The 20,890-nt window shown below is 76.4% G+C and carries 10 protein-coding genes; 9 read left to right on the forward strand and 1 reads right to left on the reverse strand.

Going from position 1 to position 20,890, the window contains the following annotated elements; genetic code table 11:
• Positions 1-49 precede the first annotated feature (49 nt).
• The 9 genes from GA0070609_RS08925 to GA0070609_RS08965 are packed head-to-tail and all read left to right on the forward strand — an operon-like array spanning position 50 to position 19,705.
• Positions 50-6,589, forward strand: a complete 6,540-nt coding sequence (locus tag GA0070609_RS08925; protein ID WP_088993377.1) for a non-ribosomal peptide synthetase — start codon at positions 50-52, stop codon at positions 6,587-6,589.
• Positions 6,586-11,802 (forward strand): non-ribosomal peptide synthetase, encoded by a 5,217-nt coding sequence (locus GA0070609_RS08930; protein ID WP_088993378.1) that lies wholly within the window; start codon positions 6,586-6,588, stop codon positions 11,800-11,802. Before GA0070609_RS08925 ends, GA0070609_RS08930 begins: the two co-directional genes overlap by 4 nt.
• A 58-nt stretch (positions 11,803-11,860) precedes the next feature.
• The gene (locus GA0070609_RS08935; protein ID WP_172899314.1) at positions 11,861-13,006 is read left to right on the forward strand and encodes a saccharopine dehydrogenase NADP-binding domain-containing protein; all 1,146 of its coding nucleotides are present in this window, start codon (positions 11,861-11,863) and stop codon (positions 13,004-13,006) included.
• Positions 13,003-14,115: a Gfo/Idh/MocA family oxidoreductase gene (locus tag GA0070609_RS08940; RefSeq protein WP_088993380.1), complete on the forward strand. Its 1,113-nt coding sequence runs from the start codon at positions 13,003-13,005 to the stop codon at positions 14,113-14,115. The genes GA0070609_RS08935 and GA0070609_RS08940 overlap by 4 nt, the downstream gene beginning before the upstream one ends.
• Positions 14,112-14,882 (forward strand): thioesterase II family protein, encoded by a 771-nt coding sequence (locus GA0070609_RS08945; RefSeq protein WP_088993381.1) that lies wholly within the window; start codon positions 14,112-14,114, stop codon positions 14,880-14,882. The genes GA0070609_RS08940 and GA0070609_RS08945 overlap by 4 nt, the downstream gene beginning before the upstream one ends.
• Positions 14,879-16,249 carry a serine hydroxymethyltransferase gene (locus tag GA0070609_RS08950; RefSeq protein WP_157748089.1) on the forward strand — a complete coding sequence of 457 codons (1,371 nt, stop codon included), beginning with the start codon at positions 14,879-14,881 and terminating at the stop codon, positions 16,247-16,249. The genes GA0070609_RS08945 and GA0070609_RS08950 overlap by 4 nt, the downstream gene beginning before the upstream one ends.
• Positions 16,246-17,445, forward strand: a complete 1,200-nt coding sequence (locus GA0070609_RS08955; RefSeq protein ID WP_088993382.1) for a glycosyltransferase — start codon at positions 16,246-16,248, stop codon at positions 17,443-17,445. The genes GA0070609_RS08950 and GA0070609_RS08955 overlap by 4 nt, the downstream gene beginning before the upstream one ends.
• A complete protein-coding gene (locus GA0070609_RS08960) occupies positions 17,442-18,290 on the forward strand; it encodes an NAD-dependent epimerase/dehydratase family protein (RefSeq protein WP_088993383.1) in 849 nt (282 codons plus the stop codon). Before GA0070609_RS08955 ends, GA0070609_RS08960 begins: the two co-directional genes overlap by 4 nt.
• A gap of 14 nt (positions 18,291-18,304) precedes the next feature.
• Complete coding sequence (locus GA0070609_RS08965) at positions 18,305-19,705, forward strand: aldehyde dehydrogenase family protein (RefSeq protein WP_231928593.1); 1,401 nt, start codon at positions 18,305-18,307, stop codon at positions 19,703-19,705.
• Between the two features lie 96 nt (positions 19,706-19,801).
• Here the strand turns inward: GA0070609_RS08965 and GA0070609_RS08970 are convergent, their stop codons facing one another.
• Complete coding sequence (locus GA0070609_RS08970) at positions 19,802-20,845, reverse strand: hypothetical protein (RefSeq protein ID WP_088993385.1); 1,044 nt, start codon at positions 20,843-20,845, stop codon at positions 19,802-19,804.
• Positions 20,846-20,890 lie beyond the last annotated feature (45 nt).

Below are 20,890 nucleotides of genomic sequence, written 5' to 3' on the forward strand. Positions count from 1 at the left end.
CCGCGAACCCGTCCCGACCCCGCCCGACCCCTCCACCCCGGGGAGACCGATGGACAGTCACAGCACCCTGCCCGCGACCGGGACGCCGCTGACCGCCGACCGGATGCGTGCCGACATCGCCGAACTGGTGGGCGGGGAGACCGCGCTGGACGAGGCCGGCGGCGACCTGATCGCGGTCGGCCTGGACTCGATGAAGGTGATGCGGCTGGCCGCCCGGTGGCGCGCCGCCGGCGTGGACGTGAAGTTCGCCGACCTGTTCGCCCGCCCCACCTTCGCGCAGTGGCAGGACCTGATCGCACAGCGGCAGAGCGCCCCGGCCGAGCCGGCCACCAAGGCCGCCCCGGCTTACGTGGAGGTGGACGAGAGCGCGCCCTTCCCGCTGGCCACCATGCAGCACGCGTACTGGGTGGGGCGGGCGGAGAACCTGACCCTCGGCGGGGTGGCCACCCACTTCTACGCCGAACTCGACGGCGCGGCGGTCGACCCGGGGCGGCTGGAGACCGCCGCCCGGGCGCTGCTGCGCCGGCACGGCATGCTGCGGGCCCGGGTGCTCGGCGACGGCCGCCAGCAGATCCAACCCGAACCGAGCTGGCCCGGCCTCACCGTCCACGACCTGCGGGAGCTGCCGCCGGCCCGGGTGGAGGCGGAACTGGCCCGGACCCGGGACGCGCTGTCGCACCGGCGTTTCGACGTGGCCGGCGGCGAGGTCTTCGACGTCGGCGTCTCGCTGCTGCCGGCCGGGCGTACCCGGCTGCACCTGAACATCGACATGCTGGTCGCGGACGCGCTCAGTTTCCGGATCATCATCAACGACCTGGCCGCCCTCTACGCCGACCCGGCGGCGCAGCTGCCCGCCATCGGCTACAGCTACCCGCGCTACCTGGCCGACCGCCGGGCCCGGCCGGTGCCCGGTCGGGCGGACGCCGAACGGTACTGGGCCGACCGGCTGCCGGAGCTGCCCCGGGCGCCCCGGCTGCCGCTGGCCGTCGCGCCGGAGCAGCTCACCCGGCACCGGGTCACCCGCCGGCACCACTGGCTCTCCGCGGACCGCTGGGCGCGGCTCGCCGAGCGGGCCCGGGACCAGGGCGTGACCCTGTCGATGACGTTCGCTGCCGCGTTCAGCGAGGTGCTCGCCGGCTGGAGTGAGGAGCCGGACTTCCTGCTCAACGTGCCGCTGTTCGACCGGGAGCCGATCCACCCCGACGTGGGGCTGCTGGTCGGCGACTTCAGCAACCTGCTGATCCTCGGTGTGCACACCGCGCCGGGCGGCTCCTTCCTGGACCTGGTCCGGCGGACCCAGGCCCGGTTCACCGCGGACGCCGCGCACTCGGCGTACTCCGGGCTGGAGGTGCTGCGCGACCTGGCCCGCCGCGACGGCGCCGCGCAGACCCTCGCGCCGGTGGTCTTCACCAGCGCGCTCGGCCTCGGCGAGCTGTTCAACCGCACGGTGACCGAGCACTTCGGCACGCTCGGCTGGAACATCTCGCAGGCTCCCCAGGTGGTGCTCGACCACCAGGTCACCGAGCACGCCGGGGGGCTGCTGCTCAACTGGGACGCGGTCGACGAGCTGTTCTGCGACGGCGTGCTGGACGCGATGTTCGACGCGTACCTGCGGCTGCTCGACTGGCTGGCCACCGAGCGGGACTGGTCCGCGCCGACGCCCAGCCTGCTCCCCGCCGACCAGGCGGCGCGCCGGGCGGCGGTGAACCGCACCGCCGGCCCGGAACGGGAGCGTCGGCTGCACGAGTCGTTCTACCGGTACGCCGGCGACCACCCCGACCGGGTAGCGCTGGTCGCCGGCGACGGCACCACGGTCGGCTACCGGGCGCTCGCCGAGCGGGCCGACCGGATCGCCGGCCTGCTGGCGGGGCGGGGCTGCCGTCCCGGTGAACCGGTGGCGGTGACCCTGCCGCGCGGCCCGGACCAGGTCGCCGCGGTGCTCGGCGTGCTTCGCGCCGGCGGCGCGTTCGTCCCGGTCGGCGCCGGCCAGCCGGCCGACCGGCGGGCCGCCATCCACGCCGACGCCGGGATCCGGCTGGTGCTCACCGACGCGGCCACCCGGGCCGCGCTGGCCTGGCCGGCCGGGGCGACGGCGCTGACCGTCGAGGAGGCGGCCACCGCCGAGCCGCTCTTGCCCGCCGTCGAGGTCGACCCGGAGGAGCTGGCGTACGTCATCTACACGTCCGGCTCCACCGGCACCCCGAAGGGCGTGGAGATGAGCCACCGGGCGGCGGCCAACACCATCGAGGACATCGGCGACCGCTGGTGGGTCGGGGCCGACGACCGGGGCTTCGCGGTCACCTCGCTGGAGCACGACTGGTCGGTGTACGAACTCTTCGCCTACCTGTCGGCCGGCGGCGCCCTGGTGCTGCCGCCGGAGGAGGCCCGCCGGGACGCCCAGCGCTGGGCCGAACTGGTCGACCGGCACGGGGTCACCGTCTGGACCGGGGTGCCCGCCCTGCTCGACATGCTGCTCACCGCCGCCCGGCCCGGCCAGCTGCGCAGCCTGCGGCTCGCCCTGCTGGGCGGCGACTGGGTCGGCCTGGACCTGCGCGACCGGCTCGTCGCCCACGCCCCGGGCTGCCGACTGGTGGCGCTCGGCGGGGCGACGGAGGTCGGCATCCACTCCACCTGGCACGAGGTGACCGAGGTGCCCGCACACTGGCGCTCGGTGCCGTACGGCGCGCCGCTGCGCAACCAGCGGGTGCGGGTGGTCGACGCCCGCGGCCGGGACTGCCCGGACTGGGTGCCGGGTGAGCTGTGGCTCGGCGGCGTCGGGGTCGGCCGCGGCTACCGGGGCGACCCGGCCCGCACCGCCGAGCGGTTCGTCGAGCACGACGGCGGGCGCTGGTACCGCACCGGAGACCTGTGCCGCTACCACCCGGACGGCACGCTGGAGCTGCTCGGCCGGACCGACTTCCAGGTGAAGCTGCTCGGCCAGCGGATCGACCTGGGCGAGGTGGAGGCGGCGGCACGGTCGTATCCGGGGGTGGCCCGGACGGTGGCGCTGGTGGTCACCGAGCCGCGCCGGCTCGCCCTGGCGGTGGTGCCGGCGGACGCCGACCTCGCGGTGGACGACCTGGTGGCGCACCTGCGCCGGCGGCTGCCCGAGCACATGGTGCCCCGGCAGGTCGACCTGCTGACCGCGTTGCCGCTGAACGCCAACGGGAAGGTGGACCGGTCGGCGATCGCCGGCCTGCTCGCCGACCGGCCCGCCCCGCAGGAGACGGAGCCGCCGCGCGGCGAGACCGAGACCCGGGTGGCCGCGATCTGGGCGCAGCTGCTGGAGAACCGGGCCGTCGGCCGCTCCGACAGCTTCTTCACCCTCGGCGGCAACAGCCTGCTCGCCACCCGGGTGATCGCCGCGCTGCGCCAGGCCGGGTACGCCGACGCCAGCCTGACCCAGCTCTTCGCGACGCCGACACTGGCGGAGTTCGCCCGGCACCTCACCCCCGGCGGGCCGGCGCCCCTGAACGGGGTGGCGGTCCGGGCGGACGCGGAACACCGGCACGAGCCGTTCGACGCCACCGAGGTGCAGCGCGCCTACTGGCTGGGGCGCCGGCCGGAGTTCACCCTCGGCGGGGTCGGCTCCCACTGGTACTGGGAGTTCGAGGGCCGTGACGTCGACCTCGACCGGCTGGCGGCGGCCTGGAACCGGCTGGTGGACCGGCACGAGATGCTCCGGGCGGTCTTCGACGACGACGGCCGGCAGCGCGTCCTGCCGGAGGTGCCGCCGGTACGGATCCGGGTGACCGACGCCGGGGCGGACCCGGCGCCGCTGGTCGCCGCGATGCGCGCCGAGCTGGCCCACCACGTGTTCGCCACCGACTCGTGGCCGCTGTTCGACCTGCGGGCGGTCCGCTCCGCCGACGGCGTCATCCGGCTCGGGGTGAGCCTCGACTTCGCGGTGCTGGACGCGCTCAGCATCATGATCGTCTTCTCCGAGCTGTCCCGCCTCTACGCCGAGCCGGAGGCGGTCCTGCCGCCGATCGGGGTCTCCTTCCGGGACGTGCTGCTCGCCGACCCGGTCGAGCCGGCCCGCCGGGCGGCGGCCCGCGACCACTGGCTCAAGCGGATCGACGAGCTGCCCCCGGCGCCGCAGCTGCCGCTGGCCCGGGACCCGGCCCAGCTCTCCGGGCACCGGTTCAGCCGCCGCGAGTGCCGGCTCGACGCGGACGACTGGCGGCGGCTGACCGACCGGGCCGCGCGGCACGGGATCACCGGCTCCACCGTGGTCGCCACCGCCTTCGCCGCCGTGCTGCGGGCGTGGAGCGCCGCGGAGGAGTTCACCCTGAACTTCACCCTCTTCGACCGGCCCGAGGTGCACCCCGACATCCACCGGGTGGTCGGCGACTTCACCTCGCTGCTGCTGGTGGCCGACCGCCCGGAACCGGGGGAGAGCTTCGCCGCGGCGGCCCGTCGGTTGCAGCGGCAGGTCTGGTCCGACATGGAGCACAGCGCCTACTCCGGCATCTCGGTGCTGCGTGAACTGGCCCGCCGCACCGGGGCGCCGGAGGTGCTGATGCCGGTGGTGTTCACCAGCACGCTCGGCGTCCGGGACGCCACCGAACACCGTTTCGACCTGCGCACCCCGTTCGGCGAGTACCGCACCGGGCTGTCCCAGACCCCGCAGGTGCTGCTCGACCACCAGGTCACCGAGCACGACGGCGGACTGCTGCTCAACTGGGACGCCGTCGACGAGGCGTTCTGCCCCGGCGTGCTGGACGCGATGTTCGCCGCGTACCGGGACCTGCTGGTCCGGCTGGCCGGGGCGGCCGACTGGGACGCACAGGCCCGGGTGCCGCTGCCGGACGCCCAGGCGGCGGTGCGCCGCCGGGTCAACGACACCGCCGGCCCGCAGTCCGGCCGGCTGCTGCACGAGGGCTTTCTCGCCGTCGCGGCCACCCGGCCGGACGCGCCCGCGCTGACCTGGGGCGACGACGGCGTGCTCAGCTACGGCGAACTCGCCGACCGGGCCCGGCGGGTCGCCGCCGCGCTGCGCGCCGCCGGGGTGCGCCCCGGCGACCGGGTGGCGGTCACCGTGCCCAAGGGGCCCGGCCAGGTGGTCGCGGTGCTCGGCGTGCTGGCCGCCGGCGCGGCGTACGTGCCGGTCGGGGTGGACCACCCGAAGTTGCGCCGGGACCGGATCGTCGCCGACAGCGGCGCCCGCACCGTGATCGACGCGCCCTTCCTCGACCGGGCCGGCGAGCACGCCCCGGCCGAGCCGGTGGCCGTACCGCCCCACCAGCCGGCCTACGTCATCTACACCTCCGGCTCGACGGGCGATCCGAAGGGCGTGGTGATCTCCCACGCCAGCGCTGTCAACACCGTCGAGGACGTCAACCAGCGGTACGGCGTCGGCCCCGCCGACCGGGTGCTGGCCGTCTCCGCGCTCGACTTCGACCTGTCCGTGTACGACGTGTTCGGGCTGCTCGCGGCCGGCGGCACCGTGGTGCTGCCGGCCGAGGACGAGCGCCGCGACCCGGCCGCCTGGCTCCGGCTGGCCCGCGCCCACCGGGTCACCCTGTGGAACAGCGTCCCGGCCCTGCTGGACATGCTGCTCACCGAGGCCGGCGGCGACCTGCCGGCGGCGCTGCGGCTGGCCCTGGTCTCCGGCGACTGGGTCGGGTTGGACCTGCCCGGGCGGCTCGCCGCGGCCGGCGCCGGCCGGTGCCGGCTGGTCGCGCTCGGCGGCGCCACCGAGGCGGCGATCTGGTCCAACGCCTTCGAGGTGACCGAGGTGCCGCCGGGCTGGACCTCCATCCCGTACGGCTTTCCACTGCGCAACCAGTGCTACCGGGTGGTCGACGGGCCCGGCGGGGACCGGCCGGACTGGGTGCCCGGGGAGCTGTGGATCGGCGGCGCCGGGGTGGCCCTCTGCTACCACGGTGACCCGGAGCGCACCGCCGCCCGGTTCGTCGAGTACGCCGGCGAACGCTGGTACCGCACCGGCGACCTGGGCCGGTACTGGCCGGACGGGACGCTGGAGTTCCTCGGCCGGGTCGACCACCAGGTGAAGGTGCGCGGCCACCGGATCGAGCTGGGCGAGATCGAAACCGCGCTGGAGAGCCACCCCGCGGTGACCGCCGCGATCGCCTGCGCGGTCGGCGGGCGCACCCGCCGGCTCGCCGCCGCGGTGACCACCGTCGGCCAGGTGGACCCGGACGACCTGCGCGCCCACCTGGCCGCGCGGCTGCCCGACTACATGGTGCCCCGGCAGCTGGCGATGCTGCCCCGGCTGCCATTGAGCCCGAACGGCAAGGTCGACCGGGCCGCCGTCGGCGCGGCGCTGGCCGGCGCGGCCGGCATGGCGGTCGCGGAGCCGCCGCGCGGGCCGACCGAGGAGGGGGTGGCCGGGCTCTGGCGCGGCCTGCTCGACCTCCCGGTGGTCGACCGGGACGCCAGTTTCTTCGCCGCGGGCGGGGACAGCCTGCTCGCCACCCGGTTGGTCCAGCTGATCCGGCAGCGGTTCGGCGTGCAGATGTCGCTGCGGGAGGTGTTGAGCGCGCCCTCGGTGGCCGGGCAGGCCCGGGTGGTCGCGGCGCGGCTCGACCAGGCCGGGGCGACCTTCGAGGAGGGGGTGCTGTGATCGAGCCAGCGGTCACCGTGTCGGAGCTGGTCGACACCCTGGAGGCGCACGGCGTAGAGCTGTGGGAGGAGGACGGCCAGCTGCGCTTCCGGGCGCCCCGCGGGGTGCTCACCGAGGAGCGCCGGGAGACGCTGCGGGCCCGCCGCCCGGAGCTGCTGGCGTACCTCAAGGGGGCGCCGACGGCCGGGCTGGAGCCCGACCCGGCGGCGCGGCACGACCCGTTCCCGCTCACCGACATCCAGATGTCCTACGTGCTGGGTCGGCGCAGCGCGTTCGCCTACAGCGGGGTGGGCTGCCACGCGTACGGCGAGCTGACCTTCCCCGACCTCGACGGCGACCGGGTCGCCGAGGTGTGGCGGATGCTGGTGCGCCGGCACGACATGCTCCGCGCCCGGATCGACCCGGCCGGGTCGCAGCGGATCGTGCCGGACCCGCCGCCGCTGGTCGTCCCGGTGCTCGACCTGCGCGGCCGTGGCCCGGCCGCGGTGGCCGCCGCGATCGACGGGGTCCGCGCCGAACTGGACCACCGGGTGTACCCGCCGGACGGCTGGCCGCTGTTCGAGGTCCGGGTCACCCGCGCCGACGACCGCGCGGTGCTGCACCTGTCGATCGACTTCCTGGTCGCCGACTACGTCAGCATCCAGTTGCTGCTGGAGGAGTTCACCCGCTGCTACCACGACCCCGGGCACCGGCTGCCCCCGCTGGAGCTCTCCTTCCGCGACTACCTGCTCGGCGAGCGGCAGCTGCGCGGCACCCGCCGGTACGCCAAGGACCGCGAGTACTGGTGGCGCCGGATCGACACGCTGCCGCCGGCGCCGGAGCTGGTGGTGCTCGGCGACCGTCCCGCCGAGCCGGGCGGGGTGCGGTTCCGCCGCTGGCAGCTGCACCTGCCCACGGAGGCGTACGAGGGGTTGAAGCGGCTCGCCGCCGACCGGGGCGTCACCCCGTCGGTGGCGGTGCTCGCCGCGTACGCCGAGGTGATCGGGCGGTGGAGCAAGGGGCGCCGGTTCCTGCTCAACCTGACCATGCTCCGCCGCCTGCCCCTGCACCCCCAGGTCGACCGGCTGGTCGGCGACTTCACCTCGGCGGTGCTGCTGGAGGTCGACGGCGACGCCGGCGCCAGCTTCGGCGAGCGGGCCGGCGCGGTGCAGCAGCAGCTCTGGGCGGACATGGACCACCTGCTGGTCAGCGGCGTCGAGGTGCTGCGCGAGGTGGCCCGCCGCCGAGGCCAGGACGCCGCGCTGATGCCGGTGGTCTTCACCAGCGCGCTCGGGCTGGGCACCGCCGGGGAGTCCGGCCCGCAGCGGGTCGGCTTCGGCTACGGCATCAGCCAGACCCCGCAGGTCTGGATCGACTGCCAGGCGCTGGAGCGCTCGGACGGGCTGGTGGTCAACTGGGACGTCCGCCAGGGCATCTTCCCCGACGGCATGGTCGAGGCGATGTTCGGCGCGTTCCAGACGCTGGTGCGCCAGCTCGCGGCGGGACGGCGGTGGGACGACGCGGACCCGGTGGAGCTGCCGGCCGACCAGTTGGCCCGGCGGGCCGAGGTGAACGACACCACCGCCCCGCTCACCGGTGCGCTGCTGCACGACGGGGTGGTCGCGCAGTGCCGGCGTACCCCGGACCGGCCGGCGGTGATCGGCGCGGACCGCACGCTGAGCTACGGCGAGCTGCTGGCCCGGGCGGCGGCAGTCGCCGACGCGCTGCGCGCCGCGGGCGCCGCGCCCGGCGACCTGGTCGCGGTGCTGCTGCCGCCGGGGCCCGACCAGGTCGTGGCGGTGCTCGGCGTGCTGCTCGCCGGCGGCGCCTACCTGCCGGTGGACACCCGGGCCCCGGTCGCCCGCAAGGAGTCCCTGGTGGACGCCGCCGGCGCCCGGTACGCGGTGACCACCGCCGACGCCGAGGGCCTGCCCACCGGGGTGCACCGGATCGCGGTGGACGGGCTTCTGCCCGCCGACCAACCGCCGGCGCCGCTCGGCGTCACCGACCGGGACACCGCGTACGTCATCTACACCTCCGGCTCCACCGGCCGGCCCAAGGGCGTGGTCATCCCGCACCGGGGCGCGGTGAACACCGTCGAGGACATCAACCGGCGGTTCGCGGTCGGGCCGGACGACCGGGTGCTCGGCCTGGCCGGGCTCTCCTTCGACCTGTCCGTCTACGACATCTTCGGCCCGCTGGCGGTGGGTGCGGCACTGGTGCTGCCCGCAGCCGACCGGCGCGGCGACCCGTCGCACTGGGCGGAGCTGATCCGCGCCCACCGGGTGACCCTGTGGAACTCGGTCCCGGCGCAGTTGCAGATGCTCGCCGACTACCTGGCCGTGGCGGACACCACCGGGCTGGACTCGCTACGCCTGGCGATGCTCTCCGGCGACTGGATCCCGGTGCGGCTGCCCGACCAGATCCGCGCCCTGATCCCCGGCCTGGTGCTGCACAGCCTGGGCGGCGCCACCGAGGGGTCGATCTGGTCCATCGGATACCCGATCGACGAGGTGCCGGCGGAGTGGCCCAGCATCCCGTACGGGCGGCCGCTGACCAACCAGACCATGCACGTGCTGGACGAGGCGATGCGGCCCTGCCCGGACTGGGCGGTCGGCGAGCTGTACATCGGCGGGGTCGGCGTCGCGGACGGCTACCTCGGCGACCCGGAGCTGACCGCGCGGCGGTTCGTCCGGCACCCGGTCACCGGCGAGCGGCTCTACCGCACCGGCGACCTGGGCCGGTACCTACCCGGCGGGGACATCGAGTTCCTCGGCCGGGAGGACCTCCAGGTGAAGATCCGGGGGCACCGGATCGAGCTGGCCGAGATCGAGACCGCGGCGCAGTCGTACCCGCCGGTCGGCGCCGCCGCGGTGGTGGTCGAGGGCGACGCCCCGCTGGAGCGGCGGCTGGTCGCCTTCGTGGAGCCGGCCCGCCGCGCCGACGGCCCGGACGACCCGCTCGACCTGGCCGCCTCGGCGGTGCGGGAGTTGGCCGCGATCCGCGCCGAGCAGGACGGCGGGCAGGCCGTCCGGTTCGCCCGGCAGCTGGACCACACAGCGCTGCTGGCGATGATCCGCGCGCTGCGCGACCAGGGACTGTTCACCTCGGCCGAGGTGGGGCACACGGTGGACGAGGTGATGCGCACCGCCCGGGTGGGCGCCAAGCACCAGCGGCTGATCCGGCGCTGGTTGGCCGCGCTGGAGCGGCACGGGTTGATCCGGCGCGACCCGGCCGGCCGGCTGCGCCCGGCGCCGGAGAGCCTGACCGTCGACGCGGACACCGTGCGCGCCGCCTGGCAGGAGATCGACCGGATGCAGGACGCCGGCGGCCTGCGCACCGAGCTGGTCGGCTACTTCCGCACCGCCAGCGCCCACCTGCCGGAGCTGATGCGCGACGAGGTCGACCCGGTGCAGCTGCTCTTCCCGCAGGGCCGGCTGGACATCCAGGAGTCGGCGTACCAGGGCAACTTCCTCAGCCACAGCCTCAACCGGCTGGTCGTCCGGGCGATGTGCGACCTGGCCGCCGCCTGGCCGGACGACCGCCCGATGCGGGTGCTGGAGGTCGGCGCCGGCGTCGGAGGCACCAGCATCGACCTGATCCCCGCCCTCGACCGTTACCCGGTGCGGTACGCCTTCACCGACGTCTCCCAGTTCTTCCTGAACAGCGCCCGGGAGCGGTTCGCCGACTACCCGTGGGTGGACTACCACCTCTTCGACCTCAACGTGGACTTCCGCGCGCAGGGCATGACGGCCAACAGCGTGGACGTGATCCTCTGCGCCAACGTGCTGCACTACGCCCGCGACGCCGGCCAGGCGCTGGCCCGGTTCCGGGAGTTGCTGCGCCCCGGCGGCTGGCTGGTGTTCATCGAGACCACCCGGGACAACTACCAGATCCTCACCTCGATGGAGTTCCTCTTCGACGCCACCGCCGGGGACTTCGCCGACGTGCGGGCCGGGCGCGACGAGACCTTCATCTCCGCCCCGCAGTGGCGGGAGCTGCTCGCCGCGGCCGGCGCCGCGCCGGCGGTGCAGCTCTCCGCGACCGACGCCGCCCTGGACGCGATCGGCATGCACGTCTTCGCCGCCCGGTTCAAGCCCGACCGGGTCGACGTCGACCCGGCGGCGCTGCGCCGGCACCTCGCCGAGCGGCTGCCGGAGTACATGCTGCCCAGCCGGCTGGAGGTGCTCGACGCGATCCCGCTGACCGCCAACGACAAGGTGGACCGGGCCGCCCTGCGCGCCCTGCTGCCCCGGGCGGCGGCCGCCCGCGGCGCCGGATCCGCCGAGCCCAGCGGTGAGCTGGAGACCGCCATCGCGGCGATCTGGGCCGACGTGCTCAACGTCGAACGGGTGGGCCGGGACGACGACCTGTTCAGCCTGGGCGGCGACTCGCTGCTCGCGGCGCAGCTGGTCGGCCGGATCCGGGACGACGTGCCGGCCGCCTCCGGCGCGCTCTTCGACACCCTGCTGCGGGACCTGCTGGAGGGCGCGACGGTGCGTACGCTCGCCGCCGGACTCACCGGCGGGGACACCGGCGGGGACACCGCCGAGCCGGCGACCGGGCCCGCTGCGGCCCCCGCCCTGCCGTTCCCGGTACCGCCCGAGGGGCCGGTCCGGCTGGAGCTGCCCGGCGACGCCGCGGCCGAGGACCCGGAGCGGCGGGCCGCCGGCTACCTCCCGGCGCTCCGCGCCGAGCTGTGCGGCCGGCCGGTGGAGCTGACCGGGCGGGACCTCGGCGGCGTCCTGGCCGCGGAGCTGGCCCGGCAGCTCGGCGAGGCGGGCGTGACCGTCAGCGGGCTGACAGTGGTCGCCGGGCTGCCGCTGCCAGACGGCGCGCCCGGCGAGCTGGTCGGCGAGTACCTGTTCACCCGCGAGCTCGGGGTGGACCCGGCCGACCTCGGCCTGCCCGGTGAGGCGGAACTCGCCGGCGCCGTGGAGGCCGGCGACGAGAGCGTCTTCGGCGCGCTGGCCGCGGAGCCGGCCGACTGGCGGCTGGCCCGGATCGCCGCCGTGCTCGACGTCGACCCGACCGAGCTGACCGCCCGGCACGCCGCGTTCCGGTCCGCGCTCGACGCGCTGGTCCGGCACGGGCCACCGCTGTACGCCGGCGACCTCACCCTGGTGTTCGACTTCGACCGGCCCCGCTGGCCGCAAGCGGCGGCGCGGGTGGAACGGCGCTGGCGCGAGGCCTGCCTCGGCGAGCTGCGGGTGGTCGACGGAGCGCGGCCGTGAGCGCGAGGAGTGCGCCGGGGGCGCGCGCCGCGCGGTCGCGAACGAAGGGTGGGTGCCGGTGAGCGCGCTGATCGGGGTCGTCGGCGGGTCCGGCGCGGTGGGCGGCGCGGCGGCCCGCCGGCTGCACCGGCTGCTCGGGCCCGAGTACCGGCTGCGGATCGGCGGTCGCCGGCTGGCCGCCGCCGAGGACCTGGTCCGCCGCGAGCTGGCCGGCCGGGCCGAGGCGATGGCGGTGGACGTCTACGACGACGCGGCACTGCGCCGCTTCTGCGCCGGCTGCCGGCTGGTGGTCAACGCCAGCGCCGCCTCGTACCTGGTGGTCGACCGGGTGGCCCGGGCGGCCCTGGCCGCCGGCGCCGACTACGTAGACGCCGGCGGTGACCTGCCCCTGCTGGACCGGCTCACCCCGCTCGGGCTCACCGGACAGGGCCGGACCGCGCTGGTCACCGCCGGCCTGATGCCGGGGCTGACCGGGCTGCTGCCCCGCTGGCTCGCCGCCACCGAGTTCCACCGGCCCCGCCGGCTGGTCGTCCACGTCGGGGTGATGGACCGGCTGACTCCGGCCGGCGCGGTGGACTACCTGCTCAGCCTGCGCACCCGGGACGAGGAGTCGCAGGCGGTCTGGCTGGACGGCCGGCGGGTCACCCGGGCGGCGGGGGCGCTGACCGACGTGGAGCTGCCCTTCTTCCCGGGCCGGGTCACCGCCTACCCCTACCTCGGCTACGAGGGGGAGCGGCTCGCCGTGCAGCTCGGGCTCACCGAGCTGCGCTGGCACGCGGTCTTCGACGGCGGGGCGGCGATGATGGCCACGCTGAGCCGGTTGCAGGGCGCCATGAGTGGCGAGGGCGACCTGAGCGCCGCCGCCCGAGACCTGGCCGCCGCGGCGGAGCTGGACATGTTCGGCAAGCGTCCGTACCAGTTGCTGGTCTTCGAGCTGGGCGGCGTTGGGCCGGACGGGGACGAGCGCACCCGCACGCTGGTGCTGCGCTCGGCGGACACCTCCGAGATCACCGGTACGGTCTGCGCGCTCGCCGCGGCGCAGGTGCTCGCCGGCCGGGTGCCGCCGGGCGCGCACCTGGCCGCCGAGGGGCTCGCCGCCGCCGAACTGGTCGAGGCGTTGCGGGCCACCGGGGTGGTGCGCGCGTTCGACCTGTTCGACGGGGCGGCCGCCGACGCCGCGACGGTCGAGGAGGGGGTGCTGTGACCCGGCCCCGGGCGGTGGTCTGCGGCACCGGGTTCGGCCGCGTCTACCTCGCCGGGCTCGCCGCGCCCGAGTCACCGGTGCAGCTGGCCGGCATCCTGGCCCGGGGCAGCGACCGGTCGTCCGCCTGCGCCCGCCGGTGGGGCGTGCCGCTCTACCGGCACCCCGACGAGCTGCCCGGGGACGTCACGGTGGCCTGCGTGGTGGTCGGCTCGGCGATCACCGGCGGGCCCGGCGCCCGGCTGGCCCAGGCGCTGATGTCCCGGGGGATCCACGTGCTGCAGGAGCACCCGCTGCACGCCGACGAGCTGGCCGGGTGCCTGCGCGCCGCGCGGGCCAACCGGGTCGCGTACCGGCTCAACAGCCACCACGTGCACGTGGCGCCGGTGCGCCGGTTCGTCGCCGCGGCCCGGGCGCTGCTGCGCCGGCAGCCGCCGCTCTTCGTGGACGCGGCCGGCAGCGTGCAGGTGCTCTACCCGCTGCTCGACGTGCTCGGCGCCGCGCTCGGCCGGTTGCGACCGTGGGGATTCGCGCCGCCCGCCCCGCTGCCGGCGGCGGTGCGCGCCCTGACCCCGCTGGACGTGCCGTTCCGCAGCCTCGACGGGGTGTTCGCCGGAGTGCCCACCACGCTGCGGGTGCAGCACCAGATGGACCCGCGGGAGCCGGACAACCACGCCCACCTGTGGCACCGGATCACCATCGGCACCGAGGGCGGGCAGCTGACCCTGGTCTCCAGCACCGGCCCGGTGCTCTGGACCGTCCGGCCGCACCTGCCCCGGGAGGCGGCCGGCGCGGCCGGCTTCGACCGGCTCGGCGTCGACCACCTCGCCCTCGCCGGCACCACCCCGATCGGGCCACCGGCCGCGCCGAGCTGGGCGCAGACCCTCGACACGCTCTGGCCCGAGGCGGTCCGGGTCGCGGTGCGGCGGCTCACCGACGACGTGGCCCGCGGGGCGGACCCGATGACCGACGGGCAGTACCACCTCGGGTTGTGCCAGCTGACCCGGGAGATCACCCAGCTGCTGGGCCCGGTGGAGCTGGTCCGCCGGGACGAGCCGCGGTTCCTCGCGGCCGGGGACCTGATCGAGGGGGAGCACGAGGTGCTGACGTGAACGCCTATCCGGGCCGGGCGGCGGCGCCCTGGTTCCAGTGCTACCGGCCGGTGCCGGTGGCGACCGCGCGGCTGGCCTGCTTTCCGCACGCCGGTGGCAGCGCCAGCTTCTTCCGGCCCTGGGCCGACGAGCTGCCGGCCGACGTCGAGCTGCTGGCCGCGCAGTACCCCGGCCGGGAGGACCGGCTGCGCGAGCCGCCCGTCACCGACCTCGGCGAGCTGGCCGACCGGTACGCCGACGTGCTGCGCGCCACCGACGTGCCGCTGGTGCTGTTCGGACACAGCCTCGGCGCGGCGGTCGGCTACGAGGTGGCCCGCCGGCTGGTGACCGCCGGCGCGCCGCCGGCGCTGCTGGTGGTCTCCGGCCGCCAGGCGCCGTTCGACCCGTCCCGGGCGGTGCACCTGATGGACGACGACGCGCTCTGGGCGGACGTCGCCCGGGCCGGCGGCACCAGCCGGGCGGTGCTGGAGAGCCCGGAGCTGCGCGCCCTGGTGCTGCCGGTGCTGCGCGCCGACTACCGGCTCAGCGAGACCTACCGGCCGTCCGCCGGTCCGCCGCTGACCTGTCCCGTCCTCGCGGTCAGCGGCGACGCGGACCCGGACGTGGACCTCGCCGTGCTGCCCGGCTGGGGGACCGTCACCACCGCCGGCTGCGAGGTGCGGGTCTTCCCCGGCGACCACTTCTTCCTCCAACCGCACCGCCGGGCCCTGGTCGGCGAGATCGTCCGGCGGCTGCGCGCCCGCACCGACGCCTGGGCCACGCCGTGACCGGCCTGGACGCCCCGGCCGGCCTGGCCGACGGGGCCGACCTGGCCGCCGTGCGCGCCTGGTGCGCCGACGCGCTGGTCTCGCTGGACCGGCGGGACGCCCCGCTGGTCCGCCTCGCCCACGCCGAGCTGCGCCGCCAGCGCGGCACGCTGAACTTGGTCGCCGCGGCCAGCCCCACCCTGCCGGCCGCCCTGGTGGCGCACGCGCTGCTGTTCAGCTCGGTGACCGCCGAGGGCTACGCCGGCGGCCGCTACCACCCGGGCACCGAGGTGGTCGACCAGGTCGAGCAGCTGGCCCGCGGGCGCGCCGAGCGGCTGTTCGGCGCCCCGCACGCCAACGTGCAGCCGCTCTCCGGCTCGGCGGCCAACCTCGCCGTGCTCTACGGCCTGCTCGACCCGGGCGACACCGTGCTGGCCCTGGAACTCGACCACGGCGGGCACCTGACTCACGTCTCCCGGGGCGCCAGCATCGCCAAGCGGGTCACCGCCAGCTACTACGAGGTCGACGAGCGGGGCCTGATCGACCACGCCGCGCTGGCGGTGCTGGTCAAGCAGGTCCGGCCCCGGCTGCTGATCTGCGGCGGCTCGGCGTACCCCCGGCAGCTGGACTTCGCCGCGTTCCGGGCCGCCGCCGACGAGGTGGACGCGCTGCTGATGGCCGACGTCAGCCACGTCAGCGGGCTGGTCGCCGCCGGCGCGCACCCGTCACCGGTGCCGCACTGCGACGTGATCACCACCTCGACGTACAAGCAGCTCTGCGGGCCGCGCGGCGGCCTGCTGCTGCGCGGGGCGTCGTCCCGGCTGGACGCCCGGGCGCTGGACCGGGCGGTCTTCCCCGGCTTCCAGGGCACCCCGGACTTCGGCGGCATCGCCGCCAAGGCGGTCGCGCTGGGCTTCGCCGCCCGCCCGGAGTTCGCCGCGGCGATGCGCCGGGTGGTGCGCTACGCGCGGACGTTCGCCGGGGCGCTGGCCGACCACGGGGTGCCGGTGGTCTCCGGCGGCACCGACAGCCACCTGGTCCTGGCCGACCTGCGCGCGGTGGCGGTCACCGGCCGGCAGGTCGCCGACGTGCTGCGCCGCCTCGGCGTGCTGGTCAACATGAACCTCGTCCCGCGCGACCCCCGACCGGCCGCGGAGACCAGCGGCATCCGGATCGGCACCAACGACCTGGGCTTCCGGCGGGTCGGCGACGCCGAGGTGGCGGAGCTGGCCCGGGCCACCGCCGCGGTGGTCGCCGAGGTGGCCGGCGGCGGGCGGCCGGACGCCGTGGTGCGCGGCTCCCGAGGACGCGACCTGGCCGGCTGCGTGGCCGGCATCACCGCTCGCGGATACCGCGAGGACTGGCGCCAGGGAGGTGCGGTGGCATGAAACTCGTCGTCACGTGTCAGCCGGCGGTCGGCCACTTCCACGCGGTCGCCCAGCTCGCCCGGGCCGCGGTGGACGCGGGGCACGAGGTGGTGGTGGCCACCGGCCGGGGGATGGGGCACTGGGTGACCCGCGCCGGGTTCGCCGTCCGGGAGGTGGGGCCGGCCTGGCTCGCCGACGGCCCCCGGGCCGGCGCCTTCGACGACCCGCGGCGACGGCTGCGGCTGATGAGCCTGGCCACCGGCTCGATGGTGGCCGGCCTGGTCGACCTGCTCCGCGAGCTGCGCCCGGACGTGGTGCTGCACGAGTCGCTGGAGTGGGCCGCGCCGCTCGCCGCCGACGCGGCCGGGGTGCCGTACGCGGCCCTCGGGCAGCTGCCGCGACTGCCTCGGCCGGTGCTCGCCGAGGTGATGGCCGAACCGTGGAACGCGGCGCGGCGCCGGCTCGGCCTGCCCGCCGACCCGGGACTGGAACGGCTCTACCCGTACCTCTACCTCGACGCGTACCTGCCGAGCTGGCAGCCGCTGACCGCGAACCCGCTGAGCTGGTTCGACGGCCCGGCCGAGCCGGACGTGGCGCACCTGATCCAGCCGCCGCTCTACCAGGTCGGCGACGAGGTGCCGGCCTGGCTCGCCGCGCTGCCCGACCGGCCGGTCGTCTACGTCACCATGGGCACCGCGTTCAACCAGGTGGGGCCGCTCTTCGCCACCGTCGCCGAGGCGCTGCGCGACGAGGACGTGTCGGTGGTGATGACCGTCGGGTCCGGGGTGGACCCGGCCCCGCTCGCCGCGCTCGGCCCGAACATCCACGCGGCGCGCTACATCCCGCAGGAGGCGGTGCTGTCCCGCAGCGCCGCGGTGGTGCAGCACGCCGGCTACCTGACCACCGTCGGGGCGCTGCGGCACGGCCTGCCGATGGTCGCGATCCCGGTGGCGGTGGACCAGCCGTACCACGCGCACCGGCTCGCCGCGGCCGGCGCCGCGGTGCGGCTGGACCACCGCACCCTCGACCCGGCGCGGGTCCGCGCCGCGGTCCGCGCCGTGCTCGACGAGCCGCTGTACCGGGCCAACGCCGAACGGCTGCGCCGGGAGATGCTCGCCATGCCGCCGACCGGGCACGGTGTCACCCTGCTGGAACGGCTGGCCGCCAGCGGGCGGCCGGTGTTCGACGGCGCCGACGAGCTGGCGGCCGTCCGATGACCGCCGTACTGCTCACCGGCGCCACCGGCCGGGTCGGTGCTCGGTTCATCCCGCTGCTGCGGGCCCGGGGGCTGCGGCTGCGGCTGGCCGTCTGGAACCCGGCGGGCGGCCCCGCCGGCGGCAACCGGGACCTGGTGGTGGGCGACCTCACCGACCCGGACACCTGCCGGCGCGCGGTCGAGGGGATGGACGCCGTGGTGCACATCGCCAGCGCGTTCACCGGCATCGACGCGCGGGAGGCCGACCGGCTCAACCACCTGGCCACCGACCGGCTCGCCGCCGCCGCGCTGGCCGCCGGCGCCCACCGGTTCGTGCAGTTGAGCAGCTACCTCATCTACCGACCGACGCCCGGCCGGGCCACCCGGGAGGACGACCCGCTGCGCGACCCGGCCGGCGCGCCGTTTCCCGCCGCGAAGCTGGGCGCGGAACGGGCGGTGGCCGGCTACGTCGACAGCCCGCTGGGGGTGTGCGTGCTGCGGGTCGCCTACACCTACGGCGAGGGTGACCCGCATCTGGTGGACGCGTTCGCCTGGGCCCGCCGCGCCCCCGCCGGGCAACGGCTGCACCTGGTGCACCACGCCGACGTGCGGCAGAGCGTGCTGCACGCGCTGGCGGCCGGCGCGACCGGGGTGTTCAACATCGCCGACGACGCCCCGGTGACCGCCGCCGAGCTGGCCGAGCTGGCCGGGCAGGTGACGCTGCCGCACGGCGAGTCGGCCGACGCGCCGGTGCTGGACACCGACCAGTTCGGCGGCGAGGTGGACACCACGGCCGCGCGGGCCGGGCTGGGCTTCGCGCCGACGTACCCGTCGATCCACGTCGCCGCGTTGGCCGGGGCGGCGTGATGGAGCCGGTGCCGATGACGATCGACGGCGCCGACGTGCCCGGCGACCGGCAGGTCGAGGTGGTGAACCCGGCCACCGGCGCGGTCTGCGGGCGGGCGCCAGTCTGCACCCCGGGGCAGGTGGACGCCGCGATGCGGGCCGCGGCCGGCGCGTGGCGCCAGTGGAGCGCCGACGAGACGGCGCTGCGCGCGGGGCTGCGCGCCGCCGCCAAGGCGGTCGGCGCCGCCGCGGGGCGGCTCGGCGCGCTGGTCACCGCCGAGATGGGCAAGCCGCTGCCGCTGGCGGTCGGCGAGGCGTACGCCGCCGCGGCCACCCTGCGCCACCACGCCGACCTGGAGCTGCCTCCGGAGGTGCTCCAGGACGACCGGCGCGGCTACGCCGAGCTGGTCCGGCGCCCGCTGGGGGTGGTCGCCGCCGTCACGCCGTGGAACTTCCCGGTGGCGGTGGCCGCGGCGAAGCTGGCCCCGGCGCTGCGGGCCGGCAACGCGGTGGTGCTGAAGCCGTCCCCGTACGCGCCGCTGGCCACTCTGGAGCTGGGCCGGGTGCTCGCCGGCGTGCTGCCGGCGGGCCTGGTGAACGTGCTCAGCGGGGACGACGCGCTCGGCGCGGCGATGGTGGCCCACCCGGTGCCCGCACACGTCACGTTCACTGGCTCGGTGCCGGCCGGCCGCCGGGTCGCCGCCCGGGCCGGCGGCGACCTGAAGCGGTACGTGCTGGAACTGGGCGGCAACGACCCGGCAGTGGTGCTCGACGACGCCGACCCGGACGAGTTGGCCGAGCGGCTGTTCTGGGACTCGTTCGCCAACAACGGGCAGGCGTGCGTCCTGATCAAACGGCTGTACGCGCCGCGGCGGCTGCACGCCCGGCTGGTGGACGCGCTGGCCGACCGGGCTCGGGCGGCCCGGGTCGGTGACCCGACCACCAAGGGCACCCAGTTGGGGCCGCTGGCGCACCGGCGGCAGTTCAGCCGGATCGCCGACCTGGTGGCCGCGGCCCGGTCCCGGGGCGCCCGGGTGGCGGCCGGCGGCGCCGCGCCGGACGGGCCGGGCCTGTACTACGCCCCGACCGTGCTGACCGGCGTGGACGACGGCGACCCGGTGGTCGACCAGGAGCAGTTCGGCCCGGTGCTGCCGGTGGTGCCGTACCGGGACGTCGAGGACGCGGTACGCCGCGCCAACGCCAGCTCCTACGGGCTCGGCGGGTCGGTCTGGTCGGCCGACCCGGACCGGGCGTGGGCGGTGGCCGACCGGCTCGAGTGCGGCACGGTCTGGGTCAACGGGCACGCCCTGCTCGGGCCCGACCAGCCCGTCGGCGGCATGAAGTGCAGCGGGATCGGGCTGGAGGGTGGCCGGCTGGGGCTGACCGAGTACACCGCGGCCCAGGTGCGCCGGCGCCCACCGACCGGGCCGCGGTAGCTCCCGAACCGCCCGCTGTGGCGCGAGGGCTACGCGGCCCAGACCCCCGTAGCGCGGTGGCTGCTTCGGATCGGGCCGCGGTACCGCGGTGGCTGCTCAGACCAGGCCGCTGTAGAACAGCGCGCCGATGAAGGCGCTCTCCTGCTGCGGCAGCCGGGCGTGCGGCACGGCCCGGCCGGTGAGCGCGAAGCCCTCCCGGGGCCGGTAGACGAAGTCCCGGCCGCCGTCGGGGAACTGGCCGTTGTCGTGCACCCAGCGGTGCAGCGCGGCCGGACCGGTGGCGGTCCGGTCGAAGTAGGAGCGCATTGGGCCCGGTTCACCGTCCACCGTGAACAGCAGCGACACCTCGCAGGTCGGCTGGTCGGTGTGCACGCCGAGGAAGTCGCCCGGCCGGTACTCCAGGTAGGTGCACCGGGTCGGGTACATCCGCCGGCCCATCCGCGCCGAGATCTGCGCCACCAGCGCCGGATCCTCGTGGATCGCCACCAGCGTCGGCCCGGCGCCCAGGTAGGCGTTACAGGAGCGGCTGACCAGGGCGTCGTGCTCCTTGTCCCAGCCCGGGCTGAGCCCGCCGTCGTACGCGGCGCCGGCGCTGGCCGGCAAGGTGGCGATCTCGGCCACGCAGGCCCGCCGGGTGGCCTCCGAGATCAGGTCGCCGATCATCCACCAGGTGTCGTCGGGCAGCTTGCGCAGGTAGTCCTCCCGGCGGCGGGTGGAGGCGAGCATCATGGCCGCGTACTGCTCGTCGGTCTCCCGGGCGGCGACCTGCCGCACCACCCGGGCCTGCATCGCCTTGGCGATCAGCGGCCCCTGCGGGAACATCTCGTCGTAGCTGAGCGTGGTCAGCGCCCCGCCGACCTCGGTGGCGAGCGGGGCGGTGGCCGCCGGCGGCATTCCGGCGGCCACCGCGAGCCGCTCGAAGAGCTTGATCGAGCCGGGCGGGTCCTCGTCGGCGGCGAGCCAGCGGCGCAGCCGCCAGCGCCGCCACTCCAGGTCCACCTCGTTGAGCCGGTGCCGGGGCCACCGGTGCGGCCCCTGCGGGGCGGACAGTTCCCGGCGGACCGCCGAGGCGTCCAGTCCCGCCGCGTACGCCACGGCTTCCGAGATCAACTGCGACTCGTCGGGCCGGGAGTCCGTCATCCCCGATGTCCCTTCTGGTCGGTCGGTGGGGCCGGCCCGACCCGC

Source organism: Micromonospora echinaurantiaca (assembly GCF_900090235.1).
Lineage (GTDB): Bacteria > Actinomycetota > Actinomycetes > Mycobacteriales > Micromonosporaceae > Micromonospora > Micromonospora echinaurantiaca.

Excerpts from the sequence above, each read along its gene's own strand:
- GA0070609_RS08925 (WP_088993377.1), top strand. The coding sequence starts at position 50 with ATGGACAGTCACAGCACCCTGCCCGCGACCGGGACGCCGCTGACCGCC.
- GA0070609_RS08955 (WP_088993382.1), top strand. The coding sequence starts at position 16,246 with ATGAAACTCGTCGTCACGTGTCAGCCGGCGGTCGGCCACTTCCACGCG.
- GA0070609_RS08960 (WP_088993383.1), top strand. The coding sequence starts at position 17,442 with ATGACCGCCGTACTGCTCACCGGCGCCACCGGCCGGGTCGGTGCTCGG.
- GA0070609_RS08965 (WP_231928593.1), top strand. The coding sequence starts at position 18,305 with ATGACGATCGACGGCGCCGACGTGCCCGGCGACCGGCAGGTCGAGGTG.
- GA0070609_RS08970 (WP_088993385.1), bottom strand. The coding sequence starts at position 20,845 with ATGACGGACTCCCGGCCCGACGAGTCGCAGTTGATCTCGGAAGCCGTG.